Raw genomic sequence first — 14,606 nt, 5'->3', positions numbered from 1 at the left:
CGCCGACTGACAGGGTCGTCCGGCGGGTACGGCCCGACCTGGAGCCTTCAAAAATGCCGGGTAACTAACCCGCGCAGAGTTTTCCACAATACGCACACTCCACTCTCGCCAGCAGGGACGAAATCTCCTATCCTCGCCCCCAACGGCCGCGAGGGCCGGTCAGATTAGTCTCGTTTGCCGCAGCCTCCAGCTGCGGAGAGCCCGGGGGAGCGCCATGGATGCTGTGCGTATTGTCGAGGATGAGGTCCGCGAGCTCATCCGCGTGCGCGGGCTGGATCCGGTGCAGCAGGTTCCCGAGGTCCGGCGGCTGGTCGAGGCCGCCGTCCAGGACTACGACGAACGCTCCCTCCTCGGATCACTTCCGGCCCTGGGCCAACTGGACAAGGCACGGAAAAGGGTATTCGACGCCGTCGCCGGGTATGGCCCCCTGCAGCCGCTGCTGGACGATCCGACTGTGGAAGAGATTTGGATCAATTCCCCTGGCGAGGTCTACGCTGCCCGCGGCGGACGCTCGGAACTGACGGCACTGACACTCACCGCCGAACAGGTCCGGGACCTCGTGGAGCGGATGCTGAAGTCCTCGGGCCGCCGCCTGGATCTGTCCTCACCGTTCGTGGACGCGTCCCTTCCGGACGGGTCCCGCCTGCATGTGGTGATTCCGGACATCACCCGCAGGCACTGGGCTGTCAACATCCGCAAGTTCATCGTCCGGGCCAGCCGCCTGGAGCATTTGGTGGAGCTCGGATCCCTCACGCCTCAGGCAGCACGGTTCCTGTCTGCTGCCGTCTCCGGTGGCCTGAATATCCTGGTCTCAGGCGCCACCCAAGCCGGAAAAACCACTCTTCTCAATTGCCTGGCCGCATCCATCGGTGCCAGGGAACGGGTGGTGACTGTGGAGGAGATCTTCGAGCTGCAGCTGCCCCTGCGCGACGTCGTAGGACTGCAGTGCCGTCAGGCGAACCTGGAGGGAACAGGGGAGATCCCGCTGCGCCGCCTGGTGAAGGAAGCGCTGCGGATGCGGCCCGACCGCCTGATCGTGGGAGAAGTACGCGAGGCCGAAAGCCTGGATATGCTGATCGCCCTGAACTCCGGGCTTCCCGGGATGTGCACCGTCCATGCCAACAGCGCGCACGATGCCGTCACGAAGATTTCCACCCTCCCGCTGCTCGCTGGCGCGAATATCTCCAGTGCCTTCGTGGTTCCCACGGTGGCGTCGTGCATCGATCTAGTCGTGCACTGCGTCCGCAATCCCACCGGGCGCAGGGAAGTCGCGGAGATTCTGGCTCTCGGCAGGCGCGTGGAGAATGGTGTCATTGAGTCTTCACTGGTCTTTCAACGGGAGGACGGCCGCCTGGTGCCCAGCCTCACGTCGCTTCCGTCACCGGAGAAATTTGCCCGTGCCGGGATGAACCTCACAGAGCTGCTGGAGCCGGCAGCATGAGCACCTTTGCAGGACTAACACTGGGCACCGGGCTGTTCCTCATCTGGTGGTCCTGCTGGGCGCTGCCGCCCCGTGCCGGGAAGCCGCTGCGCCGGGGGAAACTCGGGGAGCTGCTGGCAGCCTCGGGGGTGTCTCGCGTGACTCCGGCGGGGCTCATTGCCAGCAGCGCGGCCTTTGGGACCCTGGTTCTGCTGGTGGGATGGCTGCTGACAGGGTCACTGACCATCGGTAGCTGCTTCGGTTTGTTTGCCTGTGCCGTTCCAGTCACCGCAGTGCGCTGGCAGGCACGGAAGCGCTCTGCATCGCTGATCGAGCTTTGGCCGGACGCTGTGGACCATCTGCGTTCAGCAATCCGAGCGGGCCTGTCCCTGCCCGAAGCGCTGATCCAGCTGGGGGAGAGCGGGCCGGCGGAACTGCGGGAGCCGTTCCGCGAATTTGGGGCGGACTACCGGGCAAGGGGTAACTTCGACGACGCTCTGGGCAATCTGAAGGAGAGGCTGGCCGATCCGGTTGGCGATCGGATCGTGGAGGCCCTGCGCATCACGAGGCAAGTCGGCGGATCCGACCTGGGGCGGCTTCTAGGGACCCTCGCTGAGTTCCTGCGTGAAAACGCCAGGACCCGGAGCGAGCTCCTTGCCCGCCAATCCTGGACGATCAACGCTGCCCGGCTGGCAGTGGCGGCACCATGGATCGTCCTGATGCTGATGGCAAGCCGGCCCGAAGCCGTGGCCGCCTACAACTCTGCCGGTGGGGCGGTCGTTCTCATGTCCGGAATGGTGATTTCCGTTGCCTGCTATCGTCTTATGCTGCGCATCGGCGCCCTGCCGGCTGACGAAAGGGTTCTGCGGTGAGCGCGTCCTGGCCGGCGGTGTTCCTTAGCGGAGCCGGACTTGGAATCGGTTTATGGCTCACCGTGGTGCGGCTGCCCTTCCTCCGGCCGCGGACTTTTGCCGACCGGATCGCCCCGCAGCTGCGCTCCGGTGCTCATGGCTCGCGCCTGCTCAAGCCCGCAGACGTTACTCCCTTCGGACCACTTGAACGTATCTTCCGTCCGGTCCTCCGTGACCTGGTCCTGAAACTGAACCGCCTCAACCCGGCTGCCGCGGCTCTGCACAAGCGGCTGGAGCGCTCGGGAAAGGGACTGACCGTCCTGGAGTTCCGTTCGGAGCAGGTGCTCTACTCCGGGGGAGGGCTGCTCCTTGGCGGGGCGGGTGCCGTGTGGCTGGCAGTGAACGGAAAGGTGTCGGTGCCTGGCGCAGCGGTGCTGACGCTCGCCGGAGGGCTCCTCGGGTACCTGCTGCGCGACTACCTGCTGACCCGCGAGGTTGCCCGGCGTGAAGCCCTGATGCTGGCCGAGTTCCCCAGCCTGGCCGAAATGATGGCCCTGGCCGTTGGCGCGGGGGAAAGCGCCGGCGGGGCGTTGGAACGGATCACCAGGACTGCGCATGGAGAGCTGGCTGGTGAATTCGAAAAGGTCTTGGCGGAAACCCGTTCCGGGGTCCCGCTGCTGGCTGCCTTGGCTCATCTCTCGAAGCGGACGCAGCTGGCACCGCTGGCCCGGTTTGTGGACGGAATCTCAGTCGCCATCGAACGCGGAACCCCGCTCGCGGACGTTATGCGCGCCCAGGCACAGGACGTCAGGGATCTCGCGAAACGCGAACTCATGGAAGAAGCCGGAAAGAAGGAAATCGCGATGATGGTGCCATTGGTTTTCGGAGTGCTTCCGCTCACCGTTCTGTTCGCCATTTTCCCGGGCCTTGCCCTGCTGAAGCTTGGACTCTGACGGCCAACCCGCCGCTGCTCATCCTCCACCCCAAGAAACGAAAGAAAGGGTTCCAATGCAACCTCGATCCCAGCTCCGCACCTTTTCATCCCGGCTTGCCGTCCGACTGCAGTGCAGGTTGCTGGTGGCTCTCTTACCGGACAAAACGGACCGGGAACGCGGGGACGTTCCCGGTTGGGTGATGATCACGCTGATGTCGGCGGTCCTGGTTGCTGCCATTCTCGCGGTCGCCCAGGTCCAGCTCTTGGAACTCTTCCAATCCGCCATTGACCAGGTACGCCGGTAGCCGGGAGTGCGCTGTGGCCGGCGGCTGGGCCCGGAAGGACGGGCCGGCCACCGAATCCGGGCGCTCGGATGAGACCGGTTCAGCAGTGGTGGACTTCGTGCTGATCGGAGCCCTGCTGACAGTGATCGTCGTTGCGGTGATCCAACTGGCCCTGGTGCTGCACGTCCGCAATACGCTCATCGATGCGGCGGCGTCCGGCGCCCGGTACGGCACGCTGGCAGACCGCAGCCCGGAGGAGGGAGTGGAACGCACCCGGAACCTCATCTCGGGCACACTGTCTCCGGGCTTCGCCGAGGAAGTGACCTTCACCCGCTTGGGGGAGGACGGAGCAGCCATGCTTCAAATCCGGGTAGCTGCACCGCTGCCGGTGATCGGACTCATCGGACCCAGCGGCGGGCTGGAGGTGACCGGGCATGCTTACTGGCCTGACGCGGAGGATTAGAGCTGCCGCCGCTGATGACGGCCATGAGCGGGGGAGCGCCGTCGTTGAGTTCGTCTTCCTCGGTATCCTGCTGCTGGTTCCGCTGATCTATCTCATCGTGGCCGCTGGCCAGGTCCAGGGCGCGGCCTACGCCGTGGTGGGGGCCGCTGACCATGCAGCGAAGGTGTACGCCGCCGCGGGGCCGGACGGCAGTCCTGAAGCACAGGCCCGCGCAGCGGCCGAACTCGCGCTTTCCGACTTTGGCTTCGACGGGCCGGAACTGGAGATGGTTGTCTCCTGTTCAGCCGCATGCCATGCCCCGGGATCGACAGTCACCGTGACCGTGGCCTTCGACGTTCCCCTGCCCGCAGCCGCCTCCATCCCTGGTCTGGACATGGCTCCGGTCCGGGTCGATGCAACCTCCATGCAGAGGGTGGAACGGTTCGGATGACGGCCAAAGAAATGAAAACGAGAGCACTGGCAGCCGAGCATGAGGCCGGACAGGTGGGTGTGCTGATCATCGGCTATGTCCTGCTGGCCCTGCTGGTCATCACGATTGTTGCCGCGGCTTCTTCTGTCTACCTGGGGCACAAAAAACTGTTGTCGGCGGCCGACGGGGCGGCGCTCGCAGCAGCAGACACTTTTTCGCTCGCCCAGGTGCAGGGGGCAGCTGCAGGTACCGGCTCCGCCCCTGCTGCTGTCCTGGACTCCGGCGCGGTGACAGCGGCGGTGCAGCGCTACCTGGCGGACAGCGGCGCAGCGGAGCGGATCAGTTCGCTGGGCGTGGCTGCGGAGACCGGAACAGTGGACGGACGGACAGCCCGCGTGGTGCTGTCCGGCGTCGTGCATCCGCCAATCGTGAACTTCCTGGTACCTGACGGGATTCCCATCACCGCTGAAAGCGACGCCAGGGCCCGGCTTACACGCTGAAGCCCGCGCCGGAGGTGAACGGCAGAGGACTGAGGCTAAGAAGCCTTCGCCTGCTCCTGCGGAGGATAGTGGCTCCATCCGCCATGGTCGATTTCGAGCAGCGTCCCCTCGGCGTCGAAGCACAGGGTCACCCGCTCGCCGTAGAGGTCGCAGGCGGGGTCCGGACAGCGGTCGCCGCGGGAACCTGTGTAATCAGCGGCTGTGAACTGATCCCAGTCGTCGAGCTTGACCAAGGCCCAGGGATCACCCTGGCCTGCCAGGTCTTCCAGCTGGCCGCGGCTGTATTTCCTGCCTGGCTCCGGATGACGGACCGGGGAAGCGGATTCTGGATGCCGGTTCATGGAAATGATGGTGCTCCTTTCACTGCGGTGCCCCCTTAGCTGCGGTGCTGCGCTAACTGCGGTGCGGCTTCAACTGCGGGTGCTCCAAATCCCTGGGGACAGCACCAATCTACTCCCGGCCACCGACGTTTCCCGGTTTCTCCCGGGTGCGTCGGACCGCAGCACCCGGTCCCCGAAGCGGGCCATGGCGTAGTCTGTAATCACCATGGCTGAAATTGATTTTCCCGCAGAAATCCGCGCGCTCCGCTCGACCTTCGCGTCCATTGAGGACGTCTCCGACGTCGCAGCAATGAAAGAGGACATCGCAGAACTGAGCGAGATGGCCGGAGAGCCTAATCTCTGGGACGACCCCGACGCCGCCCAGAAGATCACCTCCAAGCTCTCGCACCGTCAGAGCGCGCTTGAACGGCTGCAGAAACTTGAAGCCCGGATCGACGACCTTGAAGTGCTGGTGGAGCTCGCCCAGGACGAGTCCGACGCTGACAGCAAGGCCGAGGCCGTAACTGAACTGGCGTCGCTGCGGAAGGCCCTGGCAGACCTTGAGGTTGTCACCCTGCTCTCCGGTGAGTACGACGAGCGTGAAGCCGTTGTTACCATCCGGGCCGGCGCGGGCGGTGTGGACGCCGCGGACTTCGCGGAAATGCTCCTGCGCATGTACCTGCGCTGGGCTGAACGGCATGGCTATCCGACCCAGGTCCTGGACACGTCCTACGCCGAAGAAGCCGGGCTCAAATCGGCGACCTTCGAAGTCAAAGCGCCTTACGCCTTCGGCACGCTGGTGGTTGAGGCCGGCACCCACCGTCTGGTGCGGATCAGCCCGTTCGACAACCAGGGACGCCGCCAGACCTCCTTCGCCGCCGTCGAGGTTATCCCGCTGATCGAAGCCACGGACCACATAGACATTCCGGACAATGAGATCCGCGTGGATGTTTTCCGTTCCTCGGGCCCCGGCGGCCAGTCGGTGAACACCACGGACTCCGCCGTTCGCCTGACGCACATCCCCACCGGGACCGTGGTCTCCATGCAGAACGAGAAGTCCCAGCTGCAGAACCGTGCCGCGGCCATGCGCGTCCTTCAGTCCCGGCTGCTGCTGCTGAAAAAGGAGCAGGAAGATGCTGAAAAGAAGGCGTTCGCCGGCGATGTGAAGGCCTCATGGGGTGACCAGATGCGTTCCTACGTGCTGAACCCTTACCAGATGGTCAAGGACCTCCGCACCGAACACGAGGTTGGCAACACCTCAGCGGTGTTCGACGGCGAGATTGACGATTTCATCGACGCCGGCATCCGCTGGCGCGCCAACGGCAGCGTCTCCGCCCGGAACTGATCCGTGCCGGAACTGATCGGTCCCGGAACTGATCGTTCCTGCCGGCTACAGTCCCAAGGAGTCCCGCAGGGGAAGAGCGAGCGTTTTGGCGAAGGTGCCGGTGATGTGGTTGTCCCGGTAGACCAGCACGTTGCCAATGACGCCTTGGCAGACACCTTCCGGGCAAAGGTAATCCTTCAGGTCGACGACGGTGGCACCGTCGATGGCATCCGCTGCATCGGCAAGCGGACTGGTGGTCTGCGGCCGGTCGAAGGTACATGAGTCTTCCCGCCCCTTGGCTACGCATTCCGGCACGTTGAACGGCGGATAAGGCAGGTCGCTGATAACGGCTACCGGGATTCCCGCATCGTTCAGAGGCGCCAACGCGCCCACAAAACCGCTGACGGCGTCGGCGTCATCTTTCCAGCGCCAGCCCAGCGCCTCCTCGTAACCGGCGGGACTCAGGGCGGCGGTTACCACCAAGGCTGGCTTGATCGCCAGGATGTCTTGGATCGTCTGCTCGTTTTGACCGGAGCAATTGGTGTACGTGAAGGTGTCTGAGGCGAGCGGGTGGGTGCTGAAGGGGCAGCCGTTGCGGGCGAGGACATACAGCCGGTGACCGCTCTCGCGTGCCAGGATGCCGAGGGAATCCATGTACTGGGCTGCGTGGGAGTCTCCGACGAGAACGATGCTCCGGCTGCTGGCCGCATCGCCAAAAACGCAGTCCTGATAGTCGACCTCCGCCGGGTTGTATCCCGTGCGGCATTCGTCGGGGGCGTGGGGCTGATCGGCGCCGGCGACGGCCGGATCGGGCCTCACCGGCATGTTCGGGGCCGGAAACGGTGCGCCGTAATTCGCCATAGCCCCCGGGTAGGAGGACAGATCCAGCTCGGCATTCAGCGCCTGGACCTTCTCCTCAACGATCAGGTACGGCACCGCGGCAAGGGTCAGGGGAACCACGGTGAGGAGTGCCCCCAGCACAAACACGGAACGGTATTCCGGCGTTGCTGCCCGCCGACGCCCCCTGGCACGGTTTCGGATCCGCCTCCGGAAGCGGGCCGGATCCAGCACGCGGAAAGGCCGCTCCACAAAACGTGTTGAAAGCGCTGCCAGGGCAACGCTGCCGGCGATGAGCGCGCTGCCGTACAGCCAGCCTGGAGAGGGGCCCAGCAGGTAAACCGAAAAAACGATGACTGGCCAGTGCCAGAGGTAAAGGGAGTAGGAGATATCCCCGACGTAGGTCACCGGACGCAGCGAGTACCAGCGCGCAGGGCCTGCGTATCCCCGAGGGCCCTGGGCACTGCCCGAAGCCAGCAGGGCCAGAGTGCCTGCCACCGGCAGGAGCGCGGCCCACCCCGGGAAAGCCATGGCGGTGGAGAACGTCGCTGCCGCAGCCAGCACCATGCCGAGTCCAGCCCACCCCAGGATGGCCCTAGGGATGGTGCCGAAACGCAGCTGCGGGACCGTGATCGCCAGAAGCCCGCCCAGGCTCAGTTCCCAGATCCTCGTGGTGGTAAAGAAATAGGCAAGGTCGGGAGCGGCGGCGGAAAACTGGACCGAGTGGAGGAGCGATGCCACGGTCAGGACACCCAGTGCAACGATCAGCGTGTTCCGGAGGGCGCGCCCTCCGCCGGCCTTCCGGACGATACCGGCACACAGGAGCATCACCAGCGGAATGACCAGGTAGAACTGTTCCTCAACGGCTAAGGACCAGTAATGCTGCAGGGGCGACACAGATGCCGTGGCACCTTCGTAGCTGGACGCCGAGAAAGCCTGGTTCCAGTTTTGGACGTTCAAACCCGCGGCAGCCGCGTCACGGGCGATGGACTGCCAGCGTCCCTCCGGGAAGAGCAGGACAGTGGCAGCGAGGGTTGCCAGCAGCACCGTGGCTGCTGCCGGCAGGAGCCGTTTGATGCGCCGGCTGTAGAACCTGGCAAGAGCCAGCCTGCCGGTCGAGGTGATTTCCCGGGCCAGGGATCCAATGATCAGGTACCCGGAGATGACGAAGAAAACGTCCACGCCCACGAAACCGCCCGGGAGGGACTGCGGCCAGATGTGGTACCAGATCACCAGGGCGACGGCCAAGGCCCTGAGGCCCTGGATGTCCCGCCGATGCCCTGTATGGAGCCGAATATTTCCCGCCGCCGGGGCCGGGTGCGATGCCGGAGCCGGATGTGCCGAAGGCAGCTGCGGCGCGGACAGTGTGAGGGGTGGCACGAAGCGAAAGTATATGCGAATCAGGCGGCGGCACTTGCCCAAGAAAAGCGCAGGGCAGGCCAACGCTGTCCTTGGTCCCAGCGGGTGCGGGCGGCGCTGCCGCCAGCCGGTGCTGCTCCGCTGAACGTTGACGCCGCTGCTGCCGGTGCCATAGGTTCGGCGGAGCAGGCAGCCCACCTGCGAGGACACGACCCCGACCCGGCAAGGGAGCTGGCGCATGACGACGACGGAGCGGGCCGGAAACGGCTCCGGAACCCTGGATGGCAGGTCGGTCATCGTCACCGGGGGAGGCAGCGGCATCGGGGAAGCCTGTGCCCTGAAGTTCGCCGAACTGGGAGCCAAGGTCACGGTCGCCGATGTGAATGCGGAAGCGGCGGAGCGGGTGGCAGCCCTGGCCGGCGGCACCGCCTGGGTAGCCGACCTTAGCGATACGGCTGCCCTGGAATCGGTGTCCCTCGACGCCGATATCCTGATCAACAATGCCGGTATCCAGCGGATCAGCCCCCTCCATGAGTTCGATCCCGAGGCCTTCCGGCTCATTCACCGGCTGATGGTCGAGTCTCCGTTCCTGCTTATCCGCGCCGTCCTGCCGGGCATGTACGAGCGCGGGTTCGGCCGGATTATCAACATCTCCAGCGTTCACGGGCTGCGGGCCTCCGAATTCAAGAGTGCCTATGTCAGTGCCAAGCACGCATTGGAAGGACTCTCCAAGGTGGCTGCCCTGGAGGGCGGGCCGCACGGAGTGACCTCTAACTGCATCAATCCGGCCTATGTCCGAACTGCGTTGGTTGAGGCCCAGATCGCCGACCAGGCGGCGCTCCACTCCCTTCCCGAGGAAGACGTCGTCGCTGCCGTTATGCTCACGGAATCCGCGGTGAAACGCCTCGTGGAACCCGGCGAAGTTGCCTCCCTGGCGGCCTGGCTGGCAGGGCCCGACGCCGGAATGGCCACTGGCGCTTCCTACACGATGGACGGCGGCTGGAGCGCCCGGTAGGCTCCGGAGTCTGCGCTGCCCGGCTGCAGGCCCGGCGACACACCCGCAAAGGCTCTGCCCGCCGCGGCATTCCGCTGGCTATAGTCGAAAGGCCGGTTACCTGCTCCCAAGCCCAAGGCCCTTGCCGTTCCGGTTGTTACGCGAGGGCATGAAACAGCGATGATCACTTTCGACAACGTCACCAAGGTCTATGACCGCAATTCCCGGCCGGCCCTGAACTCGGTCAGCCTCGACGTCGACCGCGGTGAGTTCGTTTTCCTGGTAGGAGCATCCGGTTCCGGGAAATCCACCCTCATCCGCCTGGTGCTCAAGGAAGAGCACGCGACCCGCGGCACCGTGTATGTGGCCGGCTCCAACGTCGCCAAGATCCCGAGCTGGCGCGTACCCCGCCTCCGCCGCGGCATCGGCGTCGTTTTCCAGGACTTCCGCCTGCTTCCCAACAAGACCGTCTTCGCCAATGTGGCTTTTGCCATGCAGGTCATCGGCCGCAGCCGTGCCGTCATCCGGGAGACCGTTCCGGAGGTCCTGAAGACCGTTGGCCTGGAAGGCAAGGACCAGCGGCTCCCGCATGAACTCTCCGGCGGCGAACAGCAGCGTGTGGCCATTGCCCGCGCCATCGTGAACAAGCCCGGCATCCTGCTCGCGGATGAGCCGACCGGAAACCTGGACCCCACCACGTCCCTGGGCATCATGAAGGTCCTGGACCGGATTAACCAGAACGGGACCACCGTTGTGATGGCCACGCATGACCACGACATCGTTAACGCCATGCGCAAGCGGGTCATCGAACTGCGCAACGGCAAAGTGGTCCGTGACGAACGTGAAGGGATCTACCTGGCGACGGCGATGCAGCCGGTGGTCCCGGCGGCCGGAACTACATCTGCTCCGTCGGACGACGGCGGAAAATCCGGCGCAGAAGCGCCTCCCGAGACCGTCGACGCCGCGAAACCCAACGGCCTGGCCGGTTCGGAGGTCTCCGAATGAGGATGGCCTTCGTGATGGGCGAGATCGGTTCCGGGATCCGCCGCAACCTCTCCATGGTTGTCTCAGTCATCCTGGTGACCTTTGTGTCCCTGACCTTTGTCGGCGCGGCTGGCCTTCTGCAGCTGCAGATCAACCAGATGAAGGGCTACTGGTACGACCGGGTGCAGGTGGCTGTGTTCCTCTGCGTTGACAATGACACGTCCCCGTCATGCGCCTCGGGCGCGGTGACCGACCAGCAGCGCAACGCGATCGAAGCCAAGCTGAATTCCCCGGAGTTCGAGCAGTACATCGACACGGTCCAGTTCGAAGACCAGCAGACCGCGCTGGGCCACTTCCGCGAACAGTTCGCCAACTCCCCAATTGTGGACAGCGTGACCGCGGACCAGCTGCCGGAGACCTTCCGGGTGTCCCTGGTGGATCCGGAAAAGTATGAAGTCATCAACGAGGCCTTTTCTTCGATGCCCGGCGTCGAGTCCGTCAGCGACCAGCGGGAGCTGCTCGAAAAGGTCTTCTCCTTTATGAACATCGCCTCGCTCGTTGCGTTGCTGATCGCCGTCCTGATGCTGGTGTGCGCCATCCTTCTCATCGCCACAACAATCCGGCTCTCCGCCTTCAGCCGCCGCCGGGAAACCGGAATCATGCGTCTGGTGGGCGCCTCCAAGGCGGTGATCCAGCTGCCCTTTGTGCTTGAAGGTGTCATCGCAGCACTCATCGGAGCCGTGCTGGCCTCCGGAACGCTGTGGGCCGTGGCGCACTTCTTCATCGGAATGCTGGCACGCCAGTATCCCGCAACCGCCTTCATATCTTCACAGGAAGTACTCATACTGAGTCCGGTATTGCTGATTCTTGGCGCGTTGCTGGCGGGCGTGTCCTCGCTGCTGACGCTCAGACGGTACATCAAGGTCTAGAGTGTGGGCACTGGGAAAGGAAAGCTGAAAAGTTCCATGGAAAGTCTCGCCAATGAATGACCGCCAGGTTCCGCGGCAGCCCCAAGCCGCACGTTGGACGCGCCCTGCCAAGCGGGGTGCCGCCGTCGTTGCTGCCATGGCGCTTGCCCTCGTCCTCGCGTTCAACTCCACGGCCAACGCTGATGAACTCAGCGACCGCAAGGCTGCTCTGGACGCCGAGCAGCAGCGGGTCCAGGAACAGTACGAGTACCTCGGTGCGGACATTGCCAAGACGGTGGCGCAGCTGAACATCTACCAGAACGAAGAGCTTCCTGCCGCCCAGACGGTACTGGCCGACGCCGAAGGGCGGGTAACGTCCGCATCCGCGAAAGTGGGTGCGCTGACCGACCGTGTGGCCCTGGCGCAGGAAACCCGGAACACCATCGCCGCCCAGATCGACGAGGACAAAAAGGCGCTCAACGAGACCCAGAAGGTGATCGGACAGATCGCCAGCCAGGCGTACAAGAGCGGCGGCGTGCCCTCGAGTCTGACACTGCTGTTTGGGGCTGACGGTGCGGACAGCCTGACGGACTCCATGGGGATGGCCGGACAGGCGCTGCGTGGACAGAACGCCGCCGTGGAGCGCCTCACCCAGCAGGCGGCCACCAACGTGAACTCCGAAGCGCGGCTGACCGCGGTGGAGGAAGAAATCTCCACGCTCAAGGCCCAGGCAGAAGAGGCGCTGAAGGCCGAGCAGAGTGCCCGCGACGAAGCGGCTGCCGAGAAGGCCAAGGTTGATGAGCTGATTGCCAGCGCCGAAGCCCTCAACAATGAGCTCGAAGCACAGAAACCGGTTGTCCAGGCGAAGCTGTCCTCCATCCAGTCGGAGCAGGCAGCCGTCCAGGCTGAGATTGCAGAGCGCCAGCGCATCATGCTGGAGGAAGCACGCCGGGCCGAAGAAGCACGCATTGCCGAAGCCAACCGGATTGCCGCCGAGCAGGCAGCACAAAACAACCAGCCGGCCCCGCCGCCGCAGACCGTCGTTCCCACGAACCCGTCCGCATTCGGCCTCCGCTACCCGGTCAGCGCGCCGGTGACCTCCGGGTTTGGCTGGCGTTCGACGCCGGCGGGCACCATCGATTTCTCCGGAACCGGAGGATACCTGCACTCCGGCATCGACTTCGGCGCAGCCTGCGGGACACCGATCTACGCTGCCGCGGCCGGCGAGGTGTGGCGCTCGGACATGGGCGGCAACGAGATGATCGGAACCGGGAACCGGATTGTGCTGAACCACGGCGTTATCGGAACCAGCGCGCTGGCCACGAACTACTACCATATGAGCAGCCGGGTCGTCTCGGCGGGGCAGTGGGTCAATGCCGGCCAGCTGATCGGATATGTGGGTTCCACCGGTAACTCGACCGGTTGCCACCTGCACTTCGAGACCATGCTCAACGGCCAGCTCGTTAACCCCTCGGGGCTGCTCTAGGCCTACAATGGGTGTTCCGCATCCAGGATCCACCTTCCACTAAGGAGTTGAACCGTGCCCAAAGAAAGTGGCCGTAAAGTTGTGGCCACCAACCGCAAGGCCCGGCACAACTACGAAATCCTCGACACCTACGAGGCTGGAATGGTGCTTATGGGCACCGAGGTCAAGTCGCTGCGTGAAGGGCGGGCCTCCCTGGTGGACGGTTTCGCAACCTTCTATAACGACGAACTGTGGCTGGAAGCTGTCTACATTCCGGAGTACCTCAACGGCAGCTGGACCAACCACTCAGCACGCCGGCGCCGGAAGCTGTTGCTGCACCGCGAGCAGCTGGACAAGATCGCACAGAAAACCCGCGAGTCCGGGTTCACGATTGTTCCGCTTCAGCTCTATTTCCTGGACGGGCGGGCCAAGGTGGAAATCGCCGTCGCCCGCGGTAAGCGGGACTACGACAAGCGGCAGACCCTGCGGGAGAAGCAGGACAACAGGGAAGCCCTGAGGGAGATGCGCGCCAAGAACCGCGGAGCCTGATGAGCGGCACCTTCTGGGAACCGCAGGCCGAGCAGCCGGAGGAGCGCGGCCCGCGCAAACCCGTGTGGGCCTGGGCTGTCACGGTGCTGGATCTGCTGATCGTCCTGGCGGTCGCTCCCATCGTCATCCTGGTGGCGGTGCCGTTTTTCGCGGTGTTCTACATTTACCTGGCCCAGGTCCTGGTGTGGATTTCGCCGCTGCTGCTGGTGGCCAACGCCGTCCTTTTCGGCTGGGCGTTCCGCCGCAAGTACGCCGGCATGACAGCCCTGGCCATCCTCTCGGTGCTGTTCGTGCTGCTAGCCGCCGTGGTCCTGGTTCTCTGGGGCACACCCTTCACGGTGTTCGGCCTGACGTTCTAGCCGGGATGCGCTATAGTTAACGGTCCGGTGTGTTAATGACCGGACAGCTGTGCCGGATACTGAATTTGGTACCGAAGTGGTACTGAAATTGGTACTGAACCGGAACGGCAATCAGTTGGTAAATCAGTTGGTAACTGAATACGGGGATGACAGGTTTCGACGATGTTAGTCGCGACAGGTGAAGCGGGCCGAGGATGCAGGGTTATCTCGTAAACGCTCCTTGCAAACCAATAAGTGCCGAATCAAAGCGCACTGACTTCGCTCTCGCTGCCTAAGCAGCAGGCATAGTCCGTCAGACCGGGAATGCTCTCGTCCCGGATCCTGGCGTCATTTAGAGGGCCACTGCTGAGCACTTTCGCCGTTGGAGTGCTCGGGACTTTTAGACGGCTGGGCCCGGATCAGCCACTCGTTCACATGATGGCTGGGGCCGAGAAACTCCGACGTGAACTGCGCCCGGAGAAGCCCTGACAACACGACATCGGACGGGGGTTCAATTCCCCCCATCTCCACCCTCGAGAAGCACCTCGGCCTTCGGGCCGGGGTGCTTCTCTGCGTTCCAGCCACCACCTGCAGGGAGGGTGACAGGGGCCCTTGGGGGCGGCAGAATCAGGCGGGCTTCGGACTTCGGGCTTCGGGCTTCGGACTT

The 14,606-nt window shown here is 64.3% G+C and carries 16 protein-coding genes and 1 other RNA gene; 15 read left to right on the top strand and 2 right to left on the bottom strand.

All coding sequences use genetic code 11. From position 1 onward, the window contains the following. The first annotated feature begins 214 nt into the window (after window positions 1-214). The 7 genes from ArtHe_RS09300 (at window position 215) to ArtHe_RS09270 (ending at window position 4,861) form a co-directional block, all read left to right on the top strand. Window positions 215-1,441, top strand: a complete 1,227-nt coding sequence (locus ArtHe_RS09300; RefSeq protein ID WP_066295587.1) for an ATPase, T2SS/T4P/T4SS family — start codon at window positions 215-217, stop codon at window positions 1,439-1,441. Then, window positions 1,438-2,292: a type II secretion system F family protein gene (locus ArtHe_RS09295; protein WP_248316549.1), complete on the top strand. Its 855-nt coding sequence runs from the start codon at window positions 1,438-1,440 to the stop codon at window positions 2,290-2,292. Before ArtHe_RS09300 ends, ArtHe_RS09295 begins: the two co-directional genes overlap by 4 nt. Next, window positions 2,289-3,224, top strand: a complete 936-nt coding sequence (locus ArtHe_RS09290) for a type II secretion system F family protein (RefSeq protein ID WP_248316548.1) — start codon at window positions 2,289-2,291, stop codon at window positions 3,222-3,224. Before ArtHe_RS09295 ends, ArtHe_RS09290 begins: the two co-directional genes overlap by 4 nt. 106 nt (window positions 3,225-3,330) lie before the next feature. Beyond that, a complete protein-coding gene (locus ArtHe_RS09285) occupies window positions 3,331-3,510 on the top strand; it encodes a hypothetical protein (protein WP_248319732.1) in 180 nt (59 codons plus the stop codon). Window positions 3,511-3,523: 13 nt separating this feature from the next. Continuing rightward, window positions 3,524-3,952: a TadE family protein gene (locus tag ArtHe_RS09280; RefSeq protein ID WP_248316547.1), complete on the top strand. Its 429-nt coding sequence runs from the start codon at window positions 3,524-3,526 to the stop codon at window positions 3,950-3,952. Then, complete coding sequence (locus ArtHe_RS09275; RefSeq protein ID WP_248316545.1) at window positions 3,924-4,382, top strand: hypothetical protein; 459 nt, start codon at window positions 3,924-3,926, stop codon at window positions 4,380-4,382. Before ArtHe_RS09280 ends, ArtHe_RS09275 begins: the two co-directional genes overlap by 29 nt. A gap of 11 nt (window positions 4,383-4,393) precedes the next feature. Continuing rightward, window positions 4,394-4,861: a pilus assembly protein TadG-related protein gene (locus ArtHe_RS09270; protein WP_248316543.1), complete on the top strand. Its 468-nt coding sequence runs from the start codon at window positions 4,394-4,396 to the stop codon at window positions 4,859-4,861. A 35-nt stretch (window positions 4,862-4,896) separates the two neighbouring features. On the opposite strand, the gene ArtHe_RS09265 is transcribed toward ArtHe_RS09270, so the two are convergent. After that, window positions 4,897-5,202, bottom strand: coding sequence for a hypothetical protein (locus ArtHe_RS09265; protein WP_248316542.1), 306 nt, complete (start codon window positions 5,200-5,202; stop codon window positions 4,897-4,899). A 205-nt stretch (window positions 5,203-5,407) separates the two neighbouring features. On the opposite strand from ArtHe_RS09265, the gene prfB reads away from it, so the two are divergent. After that, on the top strand, window positions 5,408-6,526 hold the full coding sequence (gene prfB, locus ArtHe_RS09260; RefSeq protein WP_248316540.1) for a peptide chain release factor 2: 1,119 nt from the start codon (window positions 5,408-5,410) through the stop codon (window positions 6,524-6,526). 45 nt (window positions 6,527-6,571) lie between these two features. Here the strand turns inward: prfB and ArtHe_RS09255 are convergent, their stop codons facing one another. Next, window positions 6,572-8,722 (bottom strand): acyltransferase family protein, encoded by a 2,151-nt coding sequence (locus ArtHe_RS09255; protein ID WP_282568674.1) that lies wholly within the window; start codon window positions 8,720-8,722, stop codon window positions 6,572-6,574. 217 nt (window positions 8,723-8,939) lie between these two features. Here ArtHe_RS09255 and ArtHe_RS09250 point away from each other — a divergent pair, with 217 nt between their 5' ends. The 7 genes from ArtHe_RS09250 (at window position 8,940) to ssrA (ending at window position 14,472) form a co-directional block, all read left to right on the top strand. After that, window positions 8,940-9,716 (top strand): SDR family NAD(P)-dependent oxidoreductase, encoded by a 777-nt coding sequence (locus tag ArtHe_RS09250; RefSeq protein ID WP_248316537.1) that lies wholly within the window; start codon window positions 8,940-8,942, stop codon window positions 9,714-9,716. Between the two features lie 159 nt (window positions 9,717-9,875). Further along, complete coding sequence (gene ftsE, locus ArtHe_RS09245; RefSeq protein WP_248316536.1) at window positions 9,876-10,700, top strand: cell division ATP-binding protein FtsE; 825 nt, start codon at window positions 9,876-9,878, stop codon at window positions 10,698-10,700. Beyond that, complete coding sequence (gene ftsX, locus ArtHe_RS09240) at window positions 10,697-11,608, top strand: permease-like cell division protein FtsX (protein ID WP_248316534.1); 912 nt, start codon at window positions 10,697-10,699, stop codon at window positions 11,606-11,608. The genes ftsE and ftsX overlap by 4 nt, the downstream gene beginning before the upstream one ends. Window positions 11,609-11,660: 52 nt before the next feature. Then, complete coding sequence (locus ArtHe_RS17865) at window positions 11,661-13,073, top strand: M23 family metallopeptidase (protein ID WP_066295563.1); 1,413 nt, start codon at window positions 11,661-11,663, stop codon at window positions 13,071-13,073. Between the two features lie 54 nt (window positions 13,074-13,127). After that, window positions 13,128-13,601, top strand: coding sequence for an SsrA-binding protein SmpB (gene smpB / locus ArtHe_RS09230; protein WP_248316533.1), 474 nt, complete (start codon window positions 13,128-13,130; stop codon window positions 13,599-13,601). Then, window positions 13,601-13,960, top strand: coding sequence for a hypothetical protein (locus ArtHe_RS09225; protein WP_248316531.1), 360 nt, complete (start codon window positions 13,601-13,603; stop codon window positions 13,958-13,960). The genes smpB and ArtHe_RS09225 overlap by 1 nt, the downstream gene beginning before the upstream one ends. 142 nt (window positions 13,961-14,102) lie before the next feature. Further along, window positions 14,103-14,472: a transfer-messenger RNA gene (gene ssrA / locus ArtHe_RS09220) on the top strand. The last annotated feature ends 134 nt before the right edge of the window (window positions 14,473-14,606 follow it).

It is taken from the genome of Arthrobacter sp. Helios, from assembly GCF_023167125.1.
GTDB classification, from domain to species: Bacteria; Actinomycetota; Actinomycetes; order Actinomycetales; family Micrococcaceae; genus Arthrobacter_B; species Arthrobacter_B luteolus.
Note: the sequence above shows the minus strand (reverse complement) of the source record. Positions and strands in the feature narration are given on the sequence as shown.

Coding starts and splice junctions, on each gene's coding strand:
- ArtHe_RS09265 (WP_248316542.1), bottom strand. CDS start 5,202: ATGAACCGGCATCCAGAATCCGCTTCCCCGGTCCGTCATCCGGAGCCA.
- ArtHe_RS09275 (WP_248316545.1), top strand. CDS start 3,924: ATGCTTACTGGCCTGACGCGGAGGATTAGAGCTGCCGCCGCTGATGAC.
- ftsE (WP_248316536.1), top strand. CDS start 9,876: ATGATCACTTTCGACAACGTCACCAAGGTCTATGACCGCAATTCCCGG.
- ArtHe_RS09225 (WP_248316531.1), top strand. CDS start 13,601: ATGAGCGGCACCTTCTGGGAACCGCAGGCCGAGCAGCCGGAGGAGCGC.
- ArtHe_RS17865 (WP_066295563.1), top strand. CDS start 11,661: ATGAATGACCGCCAGGTTCCGCGGCAGCCCCAAGCCGCACGTTGGACG.
- ArtHe_RS09300 (WP_066295587.1), top strand. CDS start 215: ATGGATGCTGTGCGTATTGTCGAGGATGAGGTCCGCGAGCTCATCCGC.
- ArtHe_RS09250 (WP_248316537.1), top strand. CDS start 8,940: ATGACGACGACGGAGCGGGCCGGAAACGGCTCCGGAACCCTGGATGGC.
- ftsX (WP_248316534.1), top strand. CDS start 10,697: ATGAGGATGGCCTTCGTGATGGGCGAGATCGGTTCCGGGATCCGCCGC.
- ArtHe_RS09270 (WP_248316543.1), top strand. CDS start 4,394: ATGAAAACGAGAGCACTGGCAGCCGAGCATGAGGCCGGACAGGTGGGT.
- prfB (WP_248316540.1), top strand. CDS start 5,408: ATGGCTGAAATTGATTTTCCCGCAGAAATCCGCGCGCTCCGCTCGACC.
- ArtHe_RS09295 (WP_248316549.1), top strand. CDS start 1,438: ATGAGCACCTTTGCAGGACTAACACTGGGCACCGGGCTGTTCCTCATC.